Source organism: Amycolatopsis acidicola (assembly GCF_007713735.2).
Lineage (GTDB): Bacteria > Actinomycetota > Actinomycetes > Mycobacteriales > Pseudonocardiaceae > Amycolatopsis_E > Amycolatopsis_E acidicola.
Genome location: NZ_VMNW02000031.1, coordinates 1 through 18,914, shown reverse-complemented (window position 1 = coordinate 18,914; position 18,914 = coordinate 1). Strand labels below are relative to the sequence as shown.

Sequence of the window (18,914 nt, the reverse complement as noted above, 5' to 3'; positions counted from 1 at the left end):
CTGTATACACCTTGCGTCCGCCGCCGTGCCAAGTCAAGCCCCGAATACCCAAGAAGAGTCGGGCCGGGGTATATACACTCAATCGGGAAGGTATCGGGTCGCGCCCGGATCGAGCGCCACGACGACCTCCTGCCCCGGCCTGCACGCGAAACCGGCCCGCGCGAACGCGGTGATCGAGACGTCCCCGGAGCGGACCACCAGTTCGAGCCGGTCGCCGAGGAACTCCGAAGAAGCCACCGTGCCCAGGAATTCGTTGTCCGACAACGCGGGCCGCTCCCCTTCCGCCGTTCGCACCTGGACGTTTTCCGGGCGGACGCACACGAAACCGCCGTCGCCGCCGCGCGCGCCGGGGGCCGATTCCCCGCAGAGCACCGCGCCGATCCCGGTCTCGGCCACGACGCCGCCGTCCGGACCCGGCCGGGAAACGTGCTGTACCGCGAACAGATTGGCGCTCCCGATGAAGTCGGCGACGAACGACGACCGCGGCCGGGCGTAGATCCGCTGCGGTTCGTCGATCTGCTCGACGCGGCCCTTGTTCATCACGATGACCTTGTCCGACAACGCGAGTGCCTCCGACTGGTCGTGCGTGACGTACAGCGCGGTGACGCCGAACTGTTCCTGGAACGACCGCAGTTCCTGCCGCAGCTGGGCCCGCAGTTTCGCGTCGAGGTTCGACAGCGGCTCGTCGAGCAACAGCACCTCGGGCTCGCACAGGAGGGCACGCGCGAAAGCGAGCCGCTGCTGCTGCCCACCGCTGAGCTGCGTCGCCCAGCGGTCGGCCATCGCGGCGAGCCCGACCTGGTCGAGCATCCGCAGGGCGCGCTCGCGCACGTCCTTGGCCCGGCCGCGGTTCCGCCCGTACCGCAAGGGAAAGGCGGCGTTGTCGATGACCTTCAGATGCGGCCAGATGCCGTAGGACTGCGGCACCATCGCGATCGGCCGGTCCTCCGGCCGCACGTAACGCTTGCCCATGGCGTCGAACACCACCTGGCCGCCCAGGTCGATCCGGCCCTCCTGCGCCTGTTCGAGCCCGGCCACGCAACGCAGGGTGGTGGTCTTCCCGCAGCCGCTCGGGCCGAGCAGGGTGACGAACTTCCCTTGCGGCACCTCGAAGGAGACGCCGTCGATCGCGTAGGTGAGGTCGCCACCGGAGGGGCGTTCGTAGGATTTGCGCAACCGGTCGACGACGATCGACTCGGTGACCGCGGTTTCCGGGGCGAGAACAACGTTGTTCGTCATGCTTCCTCCACTGCGCCGTCTCGGTTGACCAGCCACACCGCGACGGACGAGATGGCCAGGATGATGATGGCCAGCGCGCTGGCCGTCGGGTAGTCCCCGCTCGAGGTGAAGGTGTCCCACAGCTGCACCACGAGCGTGCGGTTGTCCGAGCTGGTCAGCACCAGCGCGATCGGGAGTTCGCCGAGCGCCTGGGCGAACACCCACAACCAGCATTTCCGCAACGCCGGGCGCAGCAGCGGCAGCAGCACCCTCCTGGTGACCGTGACCGGCCGGGCGCCGGTGACGCGGGCGGATTCGACCAGCCCGTCGTCGAGCTGCAGCAGCGCGGTCTGGACCATTCGCGAGCCACGCGGGAGGTACCGGGCCACGAGCGCGACCACGATGATCCACACCGTGTCGTAGATCGGCGGCACCGGCACGAACACATACAGGAACAGGATCGCGAACCCGAGTACCACGCTGGGGATCCCGAAGACCAGCGAGGTGAGCTCGAACAGGAACTTGCTCCCGGGGAACTGGCGGCGCGAGGCCGCGACCGCGATCCAGGTCGAGATCGCGGTGGCCGCCGTCGCGGTCACCAGTACGACCACCGCGGTGTTCAGCAGCGTCTGCCCGATGTCGGGCTCGGCGAAGACGCGGCCGAAGTTCGCCAGCGTCAGCGACGGGAACCCGGACCACCCGATGGGCCGGACGAACGGCGAAAGACTCGTCCAGAGCAGGGTGAGAATCGGCAGGCCGATCCCGAGGAACAGGTAGGCACAGACCACGATGAAGATCGGGATCCGCCAGCGGCCGAGCGACGCCCTGGACGGGCGGTACGCCTTGCCCACCACCACGCGGAACCGGTGCACATCGCGGGTGCGGCGCCGGTAGACCATCAGCATGACCAGCGAAACCGCGAGGAGCAGCACGCCGTAGGTGCTGGCCTGACCGTAGTTGGGCAGCCCGGTCGGCGGTTCCACGTAGTACTGGATCTGGCTGCTGAACACGAAGATCTGCTTGGGCAGCCCCAGAATCGCCGGGATGGCGAAGCCTTCCAGCGCCACGACGACGAACAGCATCGCCGCGGCGGACACGGCGGGCATGATCAGCGGGAACACGATCAGCCGCAGCCGGCGGCGCAGCGGCGCGCCGACGGTCGCCGCGGCCTCCTCCAGCTCGGGGTTCAGCCGGGCGAAGGCGGGCGCGATCATCAGGTACATACTGGGCACCCCGAAGATGCCCATCACCAGGATCATGCCCGGCAGCGAGTAGATGTCGATGTGCAGGCCGAAGGTTTCCCGCAGCAGCACCGCGAGCGGCCCGTTCACCGGGTTGGCCACCAGCGCCCAGGCGATCGCCATCACGGTGACCGGCACCGCCATCGGCGAAAGGGCCATCGGGGAAAGGAAACGGCGGCCGGGGATGTCGGTCCGCTCCATCAGGTAGGCCAGGCCGGTGCTGAGCACGAGCGCGATGACCAGTGAGCCCACGACGTACAGCACGGTGTTCAGCGACACCGAGACGAACTGGCTGGACTCGAAGACGCGGGCGAAGTTGTCGAGCGAGAAACCCGGTACCTGGAAGGGAAGCTGGGTCGTCGACGCCTTGAAACTGGAGTACACCAGTATCACCAGCGGGACGAGCACCAGGTAACCGATGAGCAGGATCATCACCAGGTTCACCAGGTTGCCGCCCACGCGGTTTCCGCCACGGGCGCGCCGGGCGGGCGTCTTCGGTGGTTTCGGCTCGCGGGCCGGCGACTGCACGGGCGGGTCGCTGATCTCGGCCTGGCTCATGACGGACTCTCCGGGATGTGAAGCACCATTGCCTCCTCGTCGCGCTGAAAGATCAGCCGATGTTCGTGCCGAGCGCTTTCTGCGCCTCGGGGAAGAATTTCGTGAGGCTCTTGTAGGAGCCGATCGTCGGGGTGGGGAACCATTCCAGCCCCGCCGCGCACATCGCGCGCGACGCCGCGCTCTGGCCGGGGTTCGAGCAGTCGGTGCTGCTGGGCACCCGCGAGTTGTAGCTCTTGGCGAGCGCTTGCTGCGCCTTTTCCGAGGACAGGAAGGAAGTCAGCAGCACACCGGCCGCCGGATGCGGGGCGCCTTTCGGCACGTACAGGTACGCCTCGCTCGCGCTGGTGGGCGAGAGTGGCGCGATGTCGACGGGCGCGCCCTTGGCCTTCGCCTGCAACACCAGGTTGACGAGGCTGGTGCCGATGCTGACCTGCCCGGACTCCACGAGCGCCTCGGCCTCGTTGACCGTCGGCGTGTAGTGCGGGGTCTGCGCGGCGAACTTCGTGGCCCAGTCGAGTGCCTTGGCGTTGCCCATCGACGGGTCCAGGCCCCACACGGTCATGAACTGCGCCGGGGAGTCCGCCGCGACGACGCCGCCGGCCCACCGTGGCCGCAGCAGCTCGTCCCAGGTTTTCGGCACTTCGGCGGGCTGGATCTTCGCGGTGTTGTAGACCCACACCTTGGGGGAAGCCCAGGTATAGACGAAGTTCTTCTCGAAGATGGCGTCGGAGGTGACGCCGTAGCGGGCCCAGTCGATGCTGTCGGCCATCGGGACGGACGGGACCACGGTCTGGCCCACGGCGTTGGCCACGTCGACCGACACCCGCCGGGCCGCCTGCTGCACGTTGAGCTGGCTGGCTTCGTTGGGCGCCTTGGTTTCGGTGTACTTGACCTCGATCCCGGGATACGTCTGCTCGAACAGGTCGATCAGCGGCTGCATCTGCTGGCGGGGCTTGGCCGCCATCCAGGTGACCTTGCCCTCCTCCTTCGCCTGTTTGACGAGTTCGTCCATTGTGGACGGCAGGCTGGCCGTTTCGAGTTCGCCGCCACAGGCGGTCGTGACACCGAGCAGGACCAGCAGCGCTCCGGCGAGCGCGAGCCCCCGGCGTAGCGGCGTCTTTGCCGTTCGCATCGTTTCCTCCGCCTTATTCCGAGACCGGCACGCCGTAGACGCGCGCCGCGTTGCGGCCGAGCACCGCCCGGCGCTCGTCCCCGGCCAGCCAGGACAGCCGGCTTTCGATCAGCTCCCGTGACTGCCGCAGCGTTCCTTGGGTGGCAGGGAAGTCCGAGCCCCACATCAGCCTGCCGGTCCCGAACTTCGCCGCCAGCCGCCGCAGCACGTGGGTGACGTCGGCGCCGGGCTCGTTGTCCAGCCGCCGCAACGCGCTGGGGGTGATCTTGAGGTGGACCCCGGCGAAATCCGCGAGCTGCTCGATCTCGCCGAGCATCGGGTACTCCGGCGCGCCCGAAGCGTCGGGGCGCCCGGCGTGGTCCAAGACGACCGTCATCGTGGGGTGGTCACCCAGCACCTTCAGCAGTTCCGGCGTGTTCTTGGAGTGCATCTGCACGCACAACGGAATGCCGTGACCTTCGAGGTACTCCCAGACGGCCGCCATCCGCTCGTCGGTCAATCCCGCGCCGGGGGCGGTGACTTTCGTGTCACCGTCGGCGATGCGGACGCGGGTGCCGCGGAAACCCCGTTCCCCGATCCAGTACCGCAGCTCGTCCACCGCCGAGCCGGACAGGAAATCGACCGAGCAGACACCGACCAGGCGGCCGGGATGGCGGGCCAGAACGTCTGCGGCGTAACGGTTGTCGTAGCCGTACACGGTCGACGCCTGCACCAGCGCGGCCCACTGCACGCCCGCGTCGTCGAGGTGGCCGATCAGCTCGTCCCCCGTCACGGGGCGGGTTTGCGACCAGCCGGACCGGACTCCGCCGAGCGGGCTCACGGGATAGGTGGCGGTGTCGGGGGAAATGGCGTGGGTGTGGGTGTCGAAGGAGAAGGTCGTCATTGATCCTCACTCACGAACTTTTCGAAGTCGGCGAAGAGCTCGCGGGCGTCGAACTCGCGCCGGATGATTTCCTGGTCATGCGCGTACCGGATCGCCGTGCGCAGCATGTCGAGCAACCCCGGACTGAGGCCGTACCGGACGGCGCGGGTCGCGGCGCCGCCGTCGATGCCCGCCGTGAGTCCACTGTAGACAGCTCGGACGAGGTCCGGTTCAGAGCGCAGAAGGTCGCGACGCACGACGACGAGATGGTTGGCGGGAACCCATCCGCGCTCGGCATAGAACTTCTCTTGCCGTGACTCCCAATCCCGGATCAGCGGGGCCAGTCCGTCCACTTTGGCCGCGAACGGGGCGCCCAGCACGATCGACGCGAGATCACCGCCGCGCAGCGCGTCGACGAGGTTGCCGGAGGTCCGCTCGACGTTGGCCGGGTCCTTCGCGGTGGCGACGTGCGGGCCCTCGGTGGTGACCCAGGTGACGTCGCGGGAGGACACTCCGTAGGTGTCCTCGAGGATCCCGCGTGCCCACAACCCCGTGGTCTGGCTGTAGGCGCGCACGCCGACGCGGCGACCGGCGAGGTCCGCGGGTTCGACGTGTTTTCCGTTGCCCCACACGTAAAGCGCGCGATGCGGGAAGTTCCCGAGCAGCACCACCGGCAGGGCGGCGATCGCCACCCCGGCTTCGAACGCCTGCAGCAGCGTGGCGACGGCGAGCTCGCTGACGTCGTACCGCAGCGACCGGACCATCGGCGCGAAGGCTTCGTGGATCGGGTCGATGTCCGCGGCGTCGAGCAGGCCGCCGTCGAGCAACGGCGCCGTGTGGGGGTACCGGCGCAGGGCGGCGGTGAGGCGCCTCATCAGACCTCCTCCCCGCGCCAGAGCCGCCGGAACGGCACGCTCATCACCTCGCGGGTGATGCGCATGTCTACGACCGTGGGCTTCGGGTCGCCGAGGAACTCGCCGACCGCCTTCTCCAGGTCGCCGATCGTGCGCACGGTGGCGCCGTGGCCGCCCATCGCGGTGGCGACCGCGCCGAGGTCCGGGGAGCGGATCGCGGACAGGTCCTGGCGCAGCCCGTGTGCCTCGGATTTGTGGTACTCGGCGCCGAGCGCCTCGTCGTTCATCACCAGGATCAGCACCGGCCAGCCGTAGCGGCAGGCGGTGTCGAACTCGGCCAGGTGCATGATGAAACTGGCGTCGCCCTCCACCACGAACGTGGGCTGGTTGCCGCGCCCGAGCGCCCAGCCCATGGTGAGCAGCGGTGCCTGGCCGATCGCGCCGAACAGCCCGTAGTTGGAGACGACCTCGCGCGGCCGGGAGAACAGCATGGTCCCGAAATCGGTCTGGTGCCCGCTGCCGAGCACGAGCGGCAGCCGTTCCGGGATGAGGCGATCCAGTGTGAGCACGACCTCGCGCGGGTCCAGCCTGCCGGGCTCGTGGTGGAACGGCTCCTCGAACGTCTTGGCTTCGCGAAGCCGTTCGGCGACGACAGGCGTGTGGTAGCCGGCGCCGGCCGGGACCCGGCCGTCCAGCGCGGTGATCAACTGCTCCAGCGACAGCCGGGCGTCGCCCCGCACGTAGCAGTCGACCGGCCGTCCGTCGCCCGGAACGACCTGCTCGGCGCGGTCGAGGTGCACGATGCCGGCCTTCGGGAACAGCCGTCCGTGCCAGATCGTGTACTGGTTCAGGCTGGCACCGATGGCGATCACGCAGTCCGCCTCGCGCATCAGCTCGTGCGCGGTCTTCGTGCCGTAGCCGCCGGCGATCCCGGCGTGGTACGGCGTCCGGTCCCGCAGCCAGTTGGTGACCTGCAGCGTGGTGGCCAGCAGCCCGCGGGTTTCCTCCTGGAGCCGGACGACGAGCTCCGCCACCTCCGGATCGCGTGCGCCCTTCCCGACGACGATGACCACCCGCTCGCTCCCGGCGATGAGGTCGGCGGCCTCCTGGATGCGCCGCGGCGCGGGCGTCACGGGCGTGGTATCGACGAGCTCGGTGGAGGGCACGTACTCCGCCGCCCCGGTGAACTCCGCCTGCTGGACGTCCATCGGAGCGCTGATCATCACCGGCCGGGATTTCGTGCGTGCCAGGAAGAACGCCTCCTGCACGGCGGCATGGGCGCGGGACGGCGCGGACACGGAGACGAACTCGCACTCGACGGCGTCGGCGAACTTGCGCTGGTCGAGGTACTGGGAGTCGCCGGGGTCCGTCAGCGGCGCCTCACCCGCGAAGACGACCAGCGGCGTGCGGGCGCGGGCGGCGCACACCAGCGCCGTCGCCAGCTGCGTGACGCCGGGGCCGCACGTCGTCGACGCGACGCCCGGGCTGCCGGTGGCGCGCGCCCAGCCGTCCGCCATCGTCAGGCCGGAACCTTCGTGGCGGACGTCGTACAGCTCCGGCCCGCGCTCCGCCATCGCGCTCATCCAGTGCATGTTGGCGTCGCCCATCATGCCGAAGACAGCGGAGGTTCCTTCCGCCACGAACGCGTCGGCGAGGGCTTCGTACACCTTGGTCATGGCGTCCTCTCAGTCGGAATCCGGCTCAGCCGGGGGAAAACCCGGAGCGCGTTGCCGGCCGAGATCGCGGCACTGTCCGATTCGGACAGTCCGTGCGCCGACTCCAGCAGCGACCGGGTGTCGTCGTAGCGGCGGCCCGTCGCGGGATCGGTCCCCCGGACGGCGCCGATCATTTCCGAGGCGAAGAGCAGGTTCTTCGCCGGAACGGTGTCCACCAGCAGCTGCATCCCGCGCTGCCCGTAGACGCAGGTGTCGAAAAAGACGTTGTCGCCGAGGATGTCGAGCAGATCGCCGCGACCCTGGTCGTACAAGACGCCTTGGTACCTGTCCCAGTGGTACGGAACGACTCCGCCGCCGTGCGGCAGGATCAGCCGCAGCTCCGGGAACTCCTCGAACAGCGTGGACTGGCACAGCTGCATGAACACCGTGGTGTCGGCGTTGAGGTAATGGGCGCAGGTGCCCTGCACGGCCGGGTTGGCCGACATCGAGGCGTGCACCATCGCCGGCACGCCCAGCTCCACCATCGCGGCGAAAAGCGGGTAGTAGTACGGATCCGTGATCGGCGGCGCCTGCCAGTGCCCGTCGGAGGGATCGGGATTCAGGTTGCAGCCCACGAATCCCAGTTCGTTGACACAGCGTCGTAACTCCGTCACGCAGGCGTCGATGTCCCCGCCCGGGGACTGCGGCAGCTGGCACACCCCGGCGAAGTTTCCGGGAAAAAGCCGGCAGGCCCGGTGGATCAGGTCGTTGCTCAACCGGCTCCAGGCGACGCTGGTCTCCTGGTCGCCGTAGTGGTGCGCCATCAGGCCCGCGATGGGCGAGAGCAACGACAGATCTATCCCGTACTCGGCCTGCAGCGCGATCGGGCCGTCCGCCAGGGCGTGGCGCAGCTCGTCGTCGGAGATCTCCAGTTCGGCGGGAGACCACCGCCGTCCGTGCTGCTCGAACTCGGTGATCTGCCGGTTCCGCCAGTGTTTCAGCGCCGGCGGCACGCTGGTGAAGTGGACGTGGCAGTCCACGTAAGCCGCGGTCATGACCGGCCCGTGATCGCCCGGCCGCGCACCAGGCCGGGGTGGCTGACCACCGGCGCCGTGAACAGCAGCCGGTATCCCTGTTCGACGACCTCGTCGACGTTCTTCTCCGTCACGTGCGGGTGCGCGACCGCCACCCCCCGCGCGGCACAGACGTCGAGGATCCGCTGTTTGTACGCCATCACGGCCGGATGTTCGTACTGGCGCGGGAGGTCCAGCTCCTGGCTGAGGTCGCCTTCGCCGACCATCACGAACCCGATGCCGGGCACCTCGCGCAGGATGTCGTCGAGGTTCCCGACCGCGCGGACGCTTTCGATCATCAGCCCGACCAGGATCTCGCCCTGGGGCGCCAGCGGCCAGACATCCGCGCGCTCGTAGTACTCGGCGACCGTGATTCCCCAGTACTGCGCCGCCCACGCGGGACTGTCGCCGCGCGCTCCCCCATTGCCGGGGCTGGGATAGCGGCAGGCGGCGACCGCGTTGCGGGCTTCTTCGACGGTGTCGACGTGCGGCCAGACCACCGCGTAGGCACCGAGATCGAGGGCCTGTTTGGCGTGCCACTGCGAATACTCCGCGCCGTTGGGCGGAATCCGGGCGAACGGCGTCGTCGCCGGGGCGAGCCCCGCCGCCTGGTGCACCTGCCGGCGGTCCACCAGGTACTGGAGCGCGTCGCGCAGCCGGGGCGGATCCCACGGCTTGTGCTCGGTCTCGAACAGGACCATGTCGTAATCGGTGCCGCGCAGGGAAATCGCGGCAGCGGGCTCGGCCGCGGCGAAGGTGCCGAACGCCGGCACACCGCGTTCGAGGCACGCGATCACGCCGTTCAACCGCGCCGTCGCGGGACCGTCGAATGTGGACATGGGACAAACCTAAGTTCGGCCCCGGCCGTGCTCAAGGCACATCCGCGACGTACTGATGCACAAGATGCATCAATCGCACCCATCACGCCCGTGCATAAATCAGCCGCCGGTGCGTCTTGGCCGCGGGCCCGGCCGCCATTTAGCGTTTTCCGCGTGGATCGACGCGAAAGCATTTACATCGAGGGGTTCTCCCACGAAAATCCCATTCCGGCGGGCTGCCGTCTCGGGGGTCTTTTGTTCACCGGCGTAATTCACGGCGGCGAGAACGGGGCTGATCCCGCGAGCTTTCCCGCGGAGTTCGCCGACGAGTGCGAGCGGATGTTCACCAGCGTGGGCGCGGTGCTGACCGCGGCGGGCGGCTCACTGGACGACGTCGCGAAGTTCGACATCCAGCTGGGGGAATCCGCCGACCGGGCGGTGCTCAACGAGCAGTGGTGCGCGCTGTTCCCGGACCCCGCGCGGCGCCCGGCGCGGCAGGTCTCCACCGGCACGAACCGTCCGCACATCCGGATCCAGTGCGCCGTCGTCGCAGTTGTCGGGGACGCGGCCGAGGGAGGAATTCATGGTTGAATACGGGACCTTCGATCCGGAGACACGCGCGCCGGAATGGCGGCTTCCCGCCGGTTCGTGTGACGGCCAGGTGCACGTTTTCGGCGATCGGGACCGTTTTCCGGTGCGGCCGGACGCCGCTTACGTCGCCTACGACGCCACCGTGGAAGCGATGCTGCGGATGCACAAGACGCCCGGGATCGACCGCGGCGTGATCGTGCAGCCCACCGCGTACGGCACCGACCACTCCGCGCTCATCGAGGCGCTGGCGACGGCGGGCAGCGGGTACCGGGGCTGCGGGCGCGTCGACGATTCGGTGTCCGACGACCAGCTCGCCGCCATGCACGCGGCTGGCATCCGCGGCGCGCGGTTCAACTTCCACCCGAAGCTCACCGCCAGCAGGCTCGCCCCGGACGAGATCCGGCGGACGATCAAGCGGGTCACCGAGCTCGGCTGGTACTTCAAGCTGCAGCTGGTCGACCTGGACCCGGACGAGGTGACCTCGCTGTTCGACGGCGTCGCCGCCGACATCATCGTCGACCACATGGGACCGCTGCAGTACCACCGCGGCCTCGCCGATCCCCGGTTCAAGAAGATGCTGGACCTGCTCGACGCCGGCAACTGGTGGATGCTGCTGTCCAACGGCGACAAACGCGCCGAAGCCGAAGGCCACCCGTGGGACGACGCCGTCGCGTACGCGCGCGAGTACATCCGGCGTGCGCCGGACCGCATGCTGTGGGCCAGCGACTGGCCGCATCCGATCCGCCCCGTTCCCGTCCCGAACGACGGGGAGCTGCTCGACCTGTTCGCGCGCTACGCGCCCGACGAAGCGACCCGGAAGCAGATCCTGGTCACGAATCCGGCGAAGGTCTTCGGGTTCGCCGACGGTGGCGGCGATGGTCGCGAGTGAACGCACGGAGGTCCGGGAGGAAACCCGGCTGCGCCGGCGGGACGTGCACGTCATCGCCGTCGCGACGGTCGGGTGGACGATCGACATCCTGGACCTGATGGTGGTCCTGAACGTCGCTTCCGCCGTGTCGAAAGCGTTCTTCCCGGCCGAAAAGCCGATGCTGGCGCTGACCGCCACCTACGCCTCGTTCGGGATCAGCCTCGTCGTCCGGCCGCTGGGCTCGCTGCTGTTCGGTTCGCTGGCCGACCGCGCGGGACGGCGTCGTTCGATGGCCATCGCCGTACTCGGCAGCGGGGTCGCTACGGCCTTGCTGGGGCTGCTGCCGGGCATCGGGACGATCGGGCTGCTCGCGCCGATCGGCCTGATCCTGATGCGAGTCGTGCAAGGGGTGTTCATCGGCGGCATCACCGCGTCCACCCACACGCTGGCCACCGAAAGCGTGCCGGAACGCTTCCGCGGCCTCACGTCGGGGATCATCAAGGGCGGCGGCGCGAGCCTCGGCGTCGCCGTGATCAACGTGGCGATCCTCGTCCTCGTCGCCGTGCTCGGGGAACCGGCGTTCGCGGCCTGGGGCTGGCGGCTGGTGTTCGTCTTCGGACTCGTCGCCTCGGTCCTGAACTACGCGCTCCTCCGCAAGACCGAGGAATCGCCGCTGTGGCGGCAAAATCGTGAGAGCGCGGCGACCGGGCGACCCGGGCACGTCCTGTTCTCGAAGCAGTGGCGTGGCCGCGTGCTCAGCAGCATCGTCATCGTGTTCACCGGTTCGGCCGCCTACTACGTGACCACCGGCATCCTGCCGACCGTCTACAAACAAGTGTTCAAAGTGGACCAGCGCACGGCCAGTTCGCTCATGCTGATCACCATGATCGGCGGCGTGCTGATCGGCGCGATCGGCGGGCACCTGAGCCAGCATGCCGGGCGGCGCAAGGTTCTCCTCGTGTCCGGGGCGGCGGCGCTGGTGTGCATCCCCGGCACCTACGTCCTGCTCGACGCGCTCGCCGAACCGGGCACGGCCGTCCTGCTGCTCGGCGGGTTCCTGATGGTCGTGGTGTCCGGGGCGGTCACCTCGCCGTTGATCATCTTCCTGAACGAGCGGTTCCCGACGGAAATCCGGTCCACGGCGACCGCGTTCACGTGGACGGTCGGGTACGGCCTCGGCGGGATGATGCCCACGCTCGTGACGGCCGTCAGCCCGGACACCGGATCCATGCTACCGACCCTGATCGTGCTCAGCCTGGCCATTTCCGTCGTGTTCCTCGTCTCGGTGGCCAGGTCCGCGGAAACCCGTGGCGCGCTGAACAACCCCACGCCGTCGTGAGGGGCGGCGCGCTAAAGCCAGCCGCGCTCGCGGGCGATCTGCTGTGCCCGGTCGGCGAAGGCCCGCACGGCCGTGCTCGCGTCCTCCCGGTGGATCAACCGGACGGGCAGGTTCGCGAAGTCCTCTTCGATCCGCAGGAAGGCGGCGACGCCTTCAGGGTGAACGCGCTGGGCGGAAGAAGGCAGCAGGGCGACCGCGTTGTTGCGCTGCAGATCCGCCATGACACGGCTGCCGGGGACGGCGTTCGCGACGGTCTCGGGCTCGAACCCGGCCTTGGCGAACACCTTCTCGATCACCGCGTGATAGCCGGGCGCCACGGTGCGCGGGATGATCACGAACTGCTCTTCGGACAGCCCGGCCAGCGACACCTCCGTCGTCGTGGCGAGCCGATGTCCGTGCGGTACCGCGAGAACCAGCCGCTCGCGGCGGATCAGCACCGAGGCGAGCTCCGGGTCGACGGGGTCGTACCGCACCAGTCCGACGTCCTGCCTGCGGCGGCGCACGGCGTCCAGGACGTCGTTCTCCCACAGCTCCAGCGCTTCGGCCTGCAGCCCGGAACCGGCGTCGAGACCGGCGAGCAGCACCGGCAGCGTCTCGTAGCCCACGCTGAACGTGTAAGCCACGCGGATGGTGCCGCGATCGCCGGACGCCGTCTCCTGCGCCCGCGCGACGGCCGCGTCGAACCGCTCCAGTACGTCCCGGATGTCCTTGAGGAACTCCACTCCCGCGGGCGTCAACCGGACATTGCGGGTGTCGCGGTCGAACAGCTGGACCTCGATCCTGCGCTCGAGGCGGCGGATCCGCTGACTCAACGCCGGCTGCTCGATGTACAGGCGCTCCGCGGCGCGCGCGAAGTGCAGCTCCTCGGCCAGCACCACGAACGAGCGCAGCAACGCGAAGTCGATATTCATGCCCCGAATTTAGCAATCCCTTCCGTGAGAAAGGCGGCCGAGCATGGCGGATGACGACGTCCGCACCGGACTGACCACGGTTTCCGTGGCCACGCTGTCGGCGCAGTTGCGGCAGCGCGGGCTCAACAACGTCACCGTCGACGGCGTGTACCCGGCCAAGCCGGGCGCACGCTTCGCCGGGCGCGCCCGCACGCTGCGGTACCTGCCGCACCGCGAAGACCTGTTCGCCGAACGGGGTGGCGGTTTCAACGCCCAGAAGCGGGCGATCGAGTCGCTGGGCGACGGCGAGGTCCTCGTCATGGAGGCTCGCGGAGAACGCGGCAGCGGCACGATCGGCGACATCCTCGCCAAACGCGCCGAAGTGCTCGGGGCGGCGGCCATCGTCACCGACGGCGGCCTGCGAGACGCGGCGGTCGTCGCGGAACTCGGCATCCCGGTGTTCCACGGCGGGGCGCACCCGGCGGTACTCGGGCGGCGGCATGTGCCTTGGGACATCGACGTTCCCGTCGCTTGCGGCGGCGCGGCCGTGCTCCCCGGCGACTGGCTCGCCGGCGACGACGACGGCGTGCTGGTCATCCCACCATCGCTGGTACGCGAAGTACTCGACGCCGCGATCGAGCAGGAGCGCCAGGAGCGGTTCATCGCCGAACAGGTGGCCGCGGGCGCCGGAATCGAAGGCCTCTACCCGCTCGGCCCCACCTGGCGGAACCGCTACGACGAATGGCTCACCAACAACTAGGAGAACACCGTGAAGTTCCGTAACGATCCCGCCCGGCTGCGCGGCTCGATCGCTCCCTTGGTCACCCCGTTCCACGCCGACGGCTCCGTCGACCACGACAGCCTACGCGGCCTGGTCGATTTCCAGCTGGGCCACGGATCGCACGCCATCTCGCTCGGCGGCTCGACCGGTGAACCCGGCGCGCAGACGCTCGCCGAGCGGGCCGACGCGATCCGCACGGTCGCGGCCGCGGTCGACGACCGGGTGCCCTTCCTGCCCGGCACCGGCAGCGCCAAACTCGACGAAACCCTCGAACTGACCGCGATCGCCCGCGACGCCGGCGCGGACGCCGTACTCATCATCACGCCCTACTACGCGCAGCCCACCCAGCTGGGCCTCTACAACTGGTACGCGACCGTCGCCCGCGAATTCCCCGAGCTGCCCGTGGTGATCTACAACGTGCCGTCACGCACGGCGGTGGAGATCGCGCCGGAAACGGTCGCCCGGCTGCACCGCGACTTCGACAACGTCGTCGGGATCAAGGAGACCACCAAGGACTTCGCGCATTTCTCCCGCGTGCTGCACGCCTGCGGGCCGGACCTGCTGGTCTGGTCCGGCATCGAACTGCTGTGCCTCCCCCTGCTGGCACTCGGCGGCGTCGGCTTCATCAGCGCGGTCGCCAACCTGGCCCCGGCGGCGGTCGCGGGGATGTACGAAGCCTGGGAAAGCGGAGAGCACGCCCGGGCGCGCGAGCTGCACTTCGGCCTGCACCCGCTGGCCGACCTGCTGTTCGTCGAGACCAACCCGGCGCCGCTCAAATGGGCGCTGGCCAGGGAAGGCCGCATCGCATCCGGTTTCGTCCGCCCGCCGCTGGTCCCACTCACCGGCGAAGGCAAGGTCAAGGTCGAAAAGCTGCTGGCCGAGGGCGCGGATCTGCTCCCCCGTCCGGGAAATCCGGCCCGCTGAGCGAACCGTCCATTGAGGACGGAACAGGAGGCATTTACTTCACTCGGTTAATGACCTAGGGTAAGTATCGTGACGCGGGGACTGGCGCCGGGCTCGCCGCGGGCCGGCGCGGAAGGGGCGGGCCGGATCTTCACGGTCCCCTTCGTCAGCCTGATGGTCGCGAACGGGCTGCTGCGTATCTGCACGTTCATGCTGATCGCGCTCGTCCCGCTTTACGTTGTCCAGCGCGGGTTTTCCACGACGGTCGCGGGGCTGACCACCACCTGCTACATGCTCGCCGCGGTACTGGTGCGGCCGTTGTCCGGCAGGCTGGTCGACACCCGCGGCCGGTACATCGTCATGGTGCTGGGCGCGTTGCTGTACATGGTGGCGACAGGCCTGTACGTGCCGACGCTGCCGGTGTGGGCGCTGCTCGCGGTGCGCGCCTTGCAGGGCCTCGGGTTCAGTTTCAACGGCACCGCGGTGACGACGCTGGCGACCGACCTCATCCCGGAAGGGCGGATGGCGGAAGGGCTCGGCTATCTCGGCATCGAGCAGACCGTCGCCCAGCTGTTCGCGCCGTGGTTCGCGCTGACGCTGCTCGGCGCGTTCGGCTACCGGGTGGCGTTCAGCGTCGTTTTCGCGCTCGGCGTGCTGAACCTGCTCGTCCGCTTCCCGCTGCGGAAGATCGCCGTGCGGCTCGACCGCGAGCGGCGCGCGGCGGAGCGGGCGCGGGACGAAACCGGCGCCGGGCCGTGGTGGAGCAGGATCGTCGACGAGCACGCCTGGCGGCCGTCGCTGATCATGTTCTTCCTGATGTTCGGCGGCGCCGCGGTGAACACCTTCATGGCGGTGCACGCGATCGGCCACGGCATCGCGAACGCCGGGCTGTACTACACCGCGTCGGCGGTGGCGGTCGCGGTGGCGCGCCTGCTCGTCGGGCGGATCGAGCGGCGGTTCGGCGCGGTGTGGATCATCGCGCCGGGCATCACCCTGATCGCGGCGGGCCTGCTCGGGATCGCCTGGTCACCCGGCCTGCCCGTGCTGATGGCCGCCGGCGCTTGCTACGGGCTGGGTTTCGGTTCGGTGCAGCCGGGGCTCAACTCGATGGCGGTGCTCTCGGCGGCCAGGGAAAGCCGCGGGCTGGCCAATTCCACGTTCTTCATGGCGATGGATCTGTCCCAGGCGATCGGCGCCGTCGCGCTCGGCGCGCTCGCGTCCGCGGCGGGCACGGGCTCGGTGTTCGTGGGCGCGGCGGCGATGGCGGTGCTGACGTTCGTCCTGTACTTCGTCCTGCGCGCGCGGGGTTTCCTGAGCTGACCGCCCGCGCGGGTGGCCTAAGCTGGCGGTTGTGCGCAGGTCCGAACTGTACGAAGTGTCGAGCGCGCTCAGGCTCGCCTGCATGCGGATCGCCCGGCTCGTGCGGGCCGACAGCAGCGCGGAGATCGCGCCGCATCTGTACTCCGTACTGACCCAGCTCGAACACCAGCCGCGCACCGCCACCCAGCTCGCCGACCGGGACAGGGTCTCGGGGCCCGCCATGACACGGACCATCAACGCGCTCCAGCGCCTGGACTACGTCAGCCGCTCCGCCGACCCGGATGACGGCAGGCATGTGATCGTCTCGCTGACGCCCGAAGGCGCGAAAACCCTGCGCCGCGTCAAGCGGAACCGGGACGCCTGGATGGCGTCCCGGCTGGAAAAGCTGTCGGACCAGGAGCTGACCGTCCTCGCCGAAGCGGCCCGGATCCTGCACAAGATCCAGGAAGAGTGAGCACCACCGGCGCACGTGTCCGCCGTGCGCTCGGCTCGTAAGGTGATCTCATGCGTGCAGCACAGGTGACGAGGACAGACGGACCGAAGGCGCTCGAAATCGGGACCGTGCCGGACAGGACCGCCGGGCCCGGCGAGGTCCTGATCGAGGTCGAGGCGGCCGGGGTGAACTTCCCCGACGTGCTGCTCACCCAGGACAAGTACCAGTACAAGCCCGAAATCCCGTTCGTGCTCGGCGGCGAGCTCGCCGGGGTCGTCCGCGAGGCACCGGCGGATTCGGGTTTCGCGCCGGGTGACCGGGTCGCCGCGAGCACCACGGTCGGCGGGTTCGCCGAGCTGGCCGCCGCGCCGGTGGAGAACGTGTTCCGGCTGCCGGAACGGGTCGGGTTCGCCGCGGCCGCGTGCCTGCCGATGAACTACCTGACGATGGTGTTCGGGCTCGGCGTGCGCGGGCAGCTCCGGGAGGGCGAAACCGTGCTGGTGCAAGGCGCGGCCGGCGGGATCGGCACCGCGACGATCCAGCTGGCGAAGGCGATGGGCGCCCGCGTGATCTCCGTGGTGTCCACGCCGGAGAAGGCGGAGTTCGTCAAGTCGGTCGGCTCCGACGAGGCGGTGCTGGCCGAGGGTTTCAAGGACGCGGTCAAGGAGCTGACCGGCGGCGTCGACCTTGTCGTCGACCCGGTCGGCGGCGACCGGTTCACCGACTCGCTGCGTTCGCTCGGCCCGCTCGGCAGGCTGCTCGTCATCGGCTTCACCGCGGGCGACATCCCCACGGTCAAGGTGAACCGGTTGCTGCTCAACAACATCGACGTGCGCGGCGTCGGCTGGGGCGCGTTCGTGGCCAAGCGACCGGGTTTCCAGCAGGAGATGTGGGAAAAGCTGGTGCCCTACCTCGAATCCGGCCAGGTCGACCCGCCGATCGCGGCGACCTACGCGCTGGAGGACGCGGGCGAAGCCGTGGCGCGGCTGGACACCCGTCAGGTGCTGGGCAAGGTCGTCATCGAGCCCTGACGGCCGTATATTGGCGACCCGGCACTGTCTTAGCACGAAACCGAACGCAGAACTGAGGCCGAACCATGACTGATCCCCGCGAGGCACAGCCCGGCACCCCCGCGGACTTCACCGGACTGACCTGGGGCATCAAGAGCAGCTTCGTGGCGTACGTGGCCCGCACGCCGGACGGCAAGGCGTACCTCAGCCGTGGCGCCGGGGTGAACGAGCGCAACGAAATCCTGTTCCCGCACAAGGAGAACGAGGCCACCGACGCCAACGGCACGGTCTTCGCGTTCGGCGGTCTCGTCCAGTTCGACGCGCATTTCGGCATGATGTCGGTGCGGATCTCCGAGCCCCGGGTGACGGTGATCGACGGCAAGGGCGAGCTGACCGTGCCGAACCCGGACTCGGCCGGCGGCGAGTACATGCGGCTCGTGACGTTCGACCTCGCCGGGCCTGTCGCGGACGACGGACGCGAGCGCTGGGACGCGACCGATGTCCGGCTCGCGCCCGAGGGCGTCGAGCTCTTCGGCGAGACCTACCAGGCCGGCGAACCGTTCGAGACGTTCAGCTTCACCGTCGCCTGAGCCGGCTCGTCCGGAAAGCACCAATCGGGCCAAAGCGAACACGCGGGCAGTATCCTGCGGGGTGTGGTGAGCACTGGTGCGTCTTCGGCCGGTCGTCGCCGGCCCGAGGAGGCCCGGTGGTGACCGGATCGGTCCCGCGCCCGCAAACGGGGCGCCCGCGGGACACCGGCGTGGACGAGACGATCCTCAGGGCGACCGTGCGCAGGTTCGTGGAGGACGGGTACACGGGCATGTCGCTGGCGAAGATCGCGAGCGACGCGGGCACCACCCGGCCCACGATGTACCTGCGCTGGCCCAGTAAGCACGCGCTCGTCGTCGCCGCCGTCCGCGCGGCGCTGGAGCAGCGGGGCGCCCCGGCCCCGGCGAGCCCGGATGGGTTGCCGCCCAAGGAAAGAGTGCTGCGTCTGCTCAGCGGGCTCCGGCCGGACGACGATGACGAGATCCGCCGGCTCTACGCCACGCTGCTCGCCGAAAGCCCGCGCATCCCGGAGCTGAACGAGCTGCTCGACGAGCTCGTCCTCGAACCGCGCACCCGCGCGATCGCGGAGCTGCTCGACGAGATGAAGGCCAGCGGCGACGTCCGCGAAGACGTGAACACCGAACACGCGGCGACGATGATCTACGGCGCCCAGCTCGTGGTCAGCCTGCGCACCGGCACGGACGGGACGGACCGCGACCGGGAAAGCCTCGACCTGCTCTGGCCTTCGATCGCCGCCCACCCCCGGCGCCGCCAGCGTTAGGCCCGGCGCCAGTCCCGACTCCCGCTCCCGATCCGGCC

Annotated in this window: 19 protein-coding genes; 10 read left to right on the top strand and 9 right to left on the bottom strand. The window is 69.4% G+C overall.

What is annotated here, in order from left to right:
* Positions 1 to 78: 78 nt before the first annotated feature.
* The 8 genes from FPZ12_RS21060 to FPZ12_RS21025 are packed head-to-tail and all read right to left on the bottom strand — an operon-like array spanning position 79 to position 9,432.
* The gene (locus FPZ12_RS21060; RefSeq protein ID WP_144756388.1) at positions 79 to 1,239 is read right to left on the bottom strand and encodes an ABC transporter ATP-binding protein; all 1,161 of its coding nucleotides are present in this window, start codon (positions 1,237 to 1,239) and stop codon (positions 79 to 81) included.
* Positions 1,236 to 3,017: an ABC transporter permease gene (locus tag FPZ12_RS21055; protein WP_144756386.1), complete on the bottom strand. Its 1,782-nt coding sequence runs from the start codon at positions 3,015 to 3,017 to the stop codon at positions 1,236 to 1,238. The genes FPZ12_RS21060 and FPZ12_RS21055 overlap by 4 nt, the downstream gene beginning before the upstream one ends.
* Positions 3,018 to 3,069: 52 nt before the next feature.
* Entirely contained in the window at positions 3,070 to 4,149 is a 1,080-nt protein-coding gene (locus FPZ12_RS21050) for an ABC transporter substrate-binding protein (RefSeq protein WP_144756384.1), read from the bottom strand.
* A 13-nt stretch (positions 4,150 to 4,162) separates the two neighbouring features.
* Positions 4,163 to 5,032, bottom strand: coding sequence for an amidohydrolase family protein (locus tag FPZ12_RS21045; RefSeq protein ID WP_144756382.1), 870 nt, complete (start codon positions 5,030 to 5,032; stop codon positions 4,163 to 4,165).
* Complete coding sequence (locus FPZ12_RS21040; RefSeq protein WP_144756380.1) at positions 5,029 to 5,886, bottom strand: substrate-binding domain-containing protein; 858 nt, start codon at positions 5,884 to 5,886, stop codon at positions 5,029 to 5,031. Before FPZ12_RS21040 ends, FPZ12_RS21045 begins: the two co-directional genes overlap by 4 nt.
* On the bottom strand, positions 5,886 to 7,541 hold the full coding sequence (locus FPZ12_RS21035; protein WP_144756378.1) for a thiamine pyrophosphate-binding protein: 1,656 nt from the start codon (positions 7,539 to 7,541) through the stop codon (positions 5,886 to 5,888). Before FPZ12_RS21035 ends, FPZ12_RS21040 begins: the two co-directional genes overlap by 1 nt.
* On the bottom strand, positions 7,538 to 8,575 hold the full coding sequence (locus FPZ12_RS21030) for an amidohydrolase family protein (protein WP_144756376.1): 1,038 nt from the start codon (positions 8,573 to 8,575) through the stop codon (positions 7,538 to 7,540). Before FPZ12_RS21030 ends, FPZ12_RS21035 begins: the two co-directional genes overlap by 4 nt.
* On the bottom strand, positions 8,572 to 9,432 hold the full coding sequence (locus FPZ12_RS21025) for an HpcH/HpaI aldolase family protein (RefSeq protein WP_144756374.1): 861 nt from the start codon (positions 9,430 to 9,432) through the stop codon (positions 8,572 to 8,574). Before FPZ12_RS21025 ends, FPZ12_RS21030 begins: the two co-directional genes overlap by 4 nt.
* 153 nt (positions 9,433 to 9,585) lie before the next feature.
* Here FPZ12_RS21025 and FPZ12_RS21020 point away from each other — a divergent pair, with 153 nt between their 5' ends.
* From FPZ12_RS21020 to FPZ12_RS21010, 3 genes are read left to right on the top strand one after another with little or no spacing between them, the layout of a single operon-like run.
* On the top strand, positions 9,586 to 10,002 hold the full coding sequence (locus FPZ12_RS21020; protein WP_144756372.1) for a RidA family protein: 417 nt from the start codon (positions 9,586 to 9,588) through the stop codon (positions 10,000 to 10,002).
* A complete protein-coding gene (locus tag FPZ12_RS21015) occupies positions 9,995 to 10,891 on the top strand; it encodes an amidohydrolase family protein (protein WP_144756370.1) in 897 nt (298 codons plus the stop codon). Before FPZ12_RS21020 ends, FPZ12_RS21015 begins: the two co-directional genes overlap by 8 nt.
* Positions 10,878 to 12,209, top strand: coding sequence for an MFS transporter (locus tag FPZ12_RS21010; RefSeq protein ID WP_144756369.1), 1,332 nt, complete (start codon positions 10,878 to 10,880; stop codon positions 12,207 to 12,209). The genes FPZ12_RS21015 and FPZ12_RS21010 overlap by 14 nt, the downstream gene beginning before the upstream one ends.
* A gap of 11 nt (positions 12,210 to 12,220) precedes the next feature.
* Here the strand turns inward: FPZ12_RS21010 and FPZ12_RS21005 are convergent, their stop codons facing one another.
* Positions 12,221 to 13,120, bottom strand: a complete 900-nt coding sequence (locus FPZ12_RS21005; RefSeq protein WP_144756367.1) for a LysR family transcriptional regulator — start codon at positions 13,118 to 13,120, stop codon at positions 12,221 to 12,223.
* A gap of 43 nt (positions 13,121 to 13,163) precedes the next feature.
* Here FPZ12_RS21005 and FPZ12_RS21000 point away from each other — a divergent pair, with 43 nt between their 5' ends.
* The 7 genes from FPZ12_RS21000 to FPZ12_RS20970 all read left to right on the top strand — a co-directional run bounded on the left by FPZ12_RS21000 (position 13,164) and on the right by FPZ12_RS20970 (position 18,876).
* A complete protein-coding gene (locus FPZ12_RS21000) occupies positions 13,164 to 13,859 on the top strand; it encodes an RraA family protein (RefSeq protein WP_144756365.1) in 696 nt (231 codons plus the stop codon).
* 9 nt (positions 13,860 to 13,868) lie between these two features.
* Complete coding sequence (dapA, locus tag FPZ12_RS20995; RefSeq protein WP_144756363.1) at positions 13,869 to 14,804, top strand: 4-hydroxy-tetrahydrodipicolinate synthase; 936 nt, start codon at positions 13,869 to 13,871, stop codon at positions 14,802 to 14,804.
* A 69-nt stretch (positions 14,805 to 14,873) separates the two neighbouring features.
* Positions 14,874 to 16,103 carry an MFS transporter gene (locus FPZ12_RS20990; RefSeq protein ID WP_144756361.1) on the top strand — a complete coding sequence of 410 codons (1,230 nt, stop codon included), beginning with the start codon at positions 14,874 to 14,876 and terminating at the stop codon, positions 16,101 to 16,103.
* Between the two features lie 31 nt (positions 16,104 to 16,134).
* The gene (locus FPZ12_RS20985) at positions 16,135 to 16,557 is read left to right on the top strand and encodes a MarR family winged helix-turn-helix transcriptional regulator (protein WP_208025935.1); all 423 of its coding nucleotides are present in this window, start codon (positions 16,135 to 16,137) and stop codon (positions 16,555 to 16,557) included.
* Positions 16,558 to 16,607: 50 nt separating this feature from the next.
* On the top strand, positions 16,608 to 17,567 hold the full coding sequence (locus FPZ12_RS20980; RefSeq protein WP_144756359.1) for an NADPH:quinone oxidoreductase family protein: 960 nt from the start codon (positions 16,608 to 16,610) through the stop codon (positions 17,565 to 17,567).
* Between the two features lie 65 nt (positions 17,568 to 17,632).
* Positions 17,633 to 18,136, top strand: a complete 504-nt coding sequence (locus FPZ12_RS20975) for an HtaA domain-containing protein (protein ID WP_144756357.1) — start codon at positions 17,633 to 17,635, stop codon at positions 18,134 to 18,136.
* 116 nt (positions 18,137 to 18,252) lie between these two features.
* Complete coding sequence (locus FPZ12_RS20970) at positions 18,253 to 18,876, top strand: TetR/AcrR family transcriptional regulator (protein ID WP_166462846.1); 624 nt, start codon at positions 18,253 to 18,255, stop codon at positions 18,874 to 18,876.
* Positions 18,877 to 18,914 lie beyond the last annotated feature (38 nt).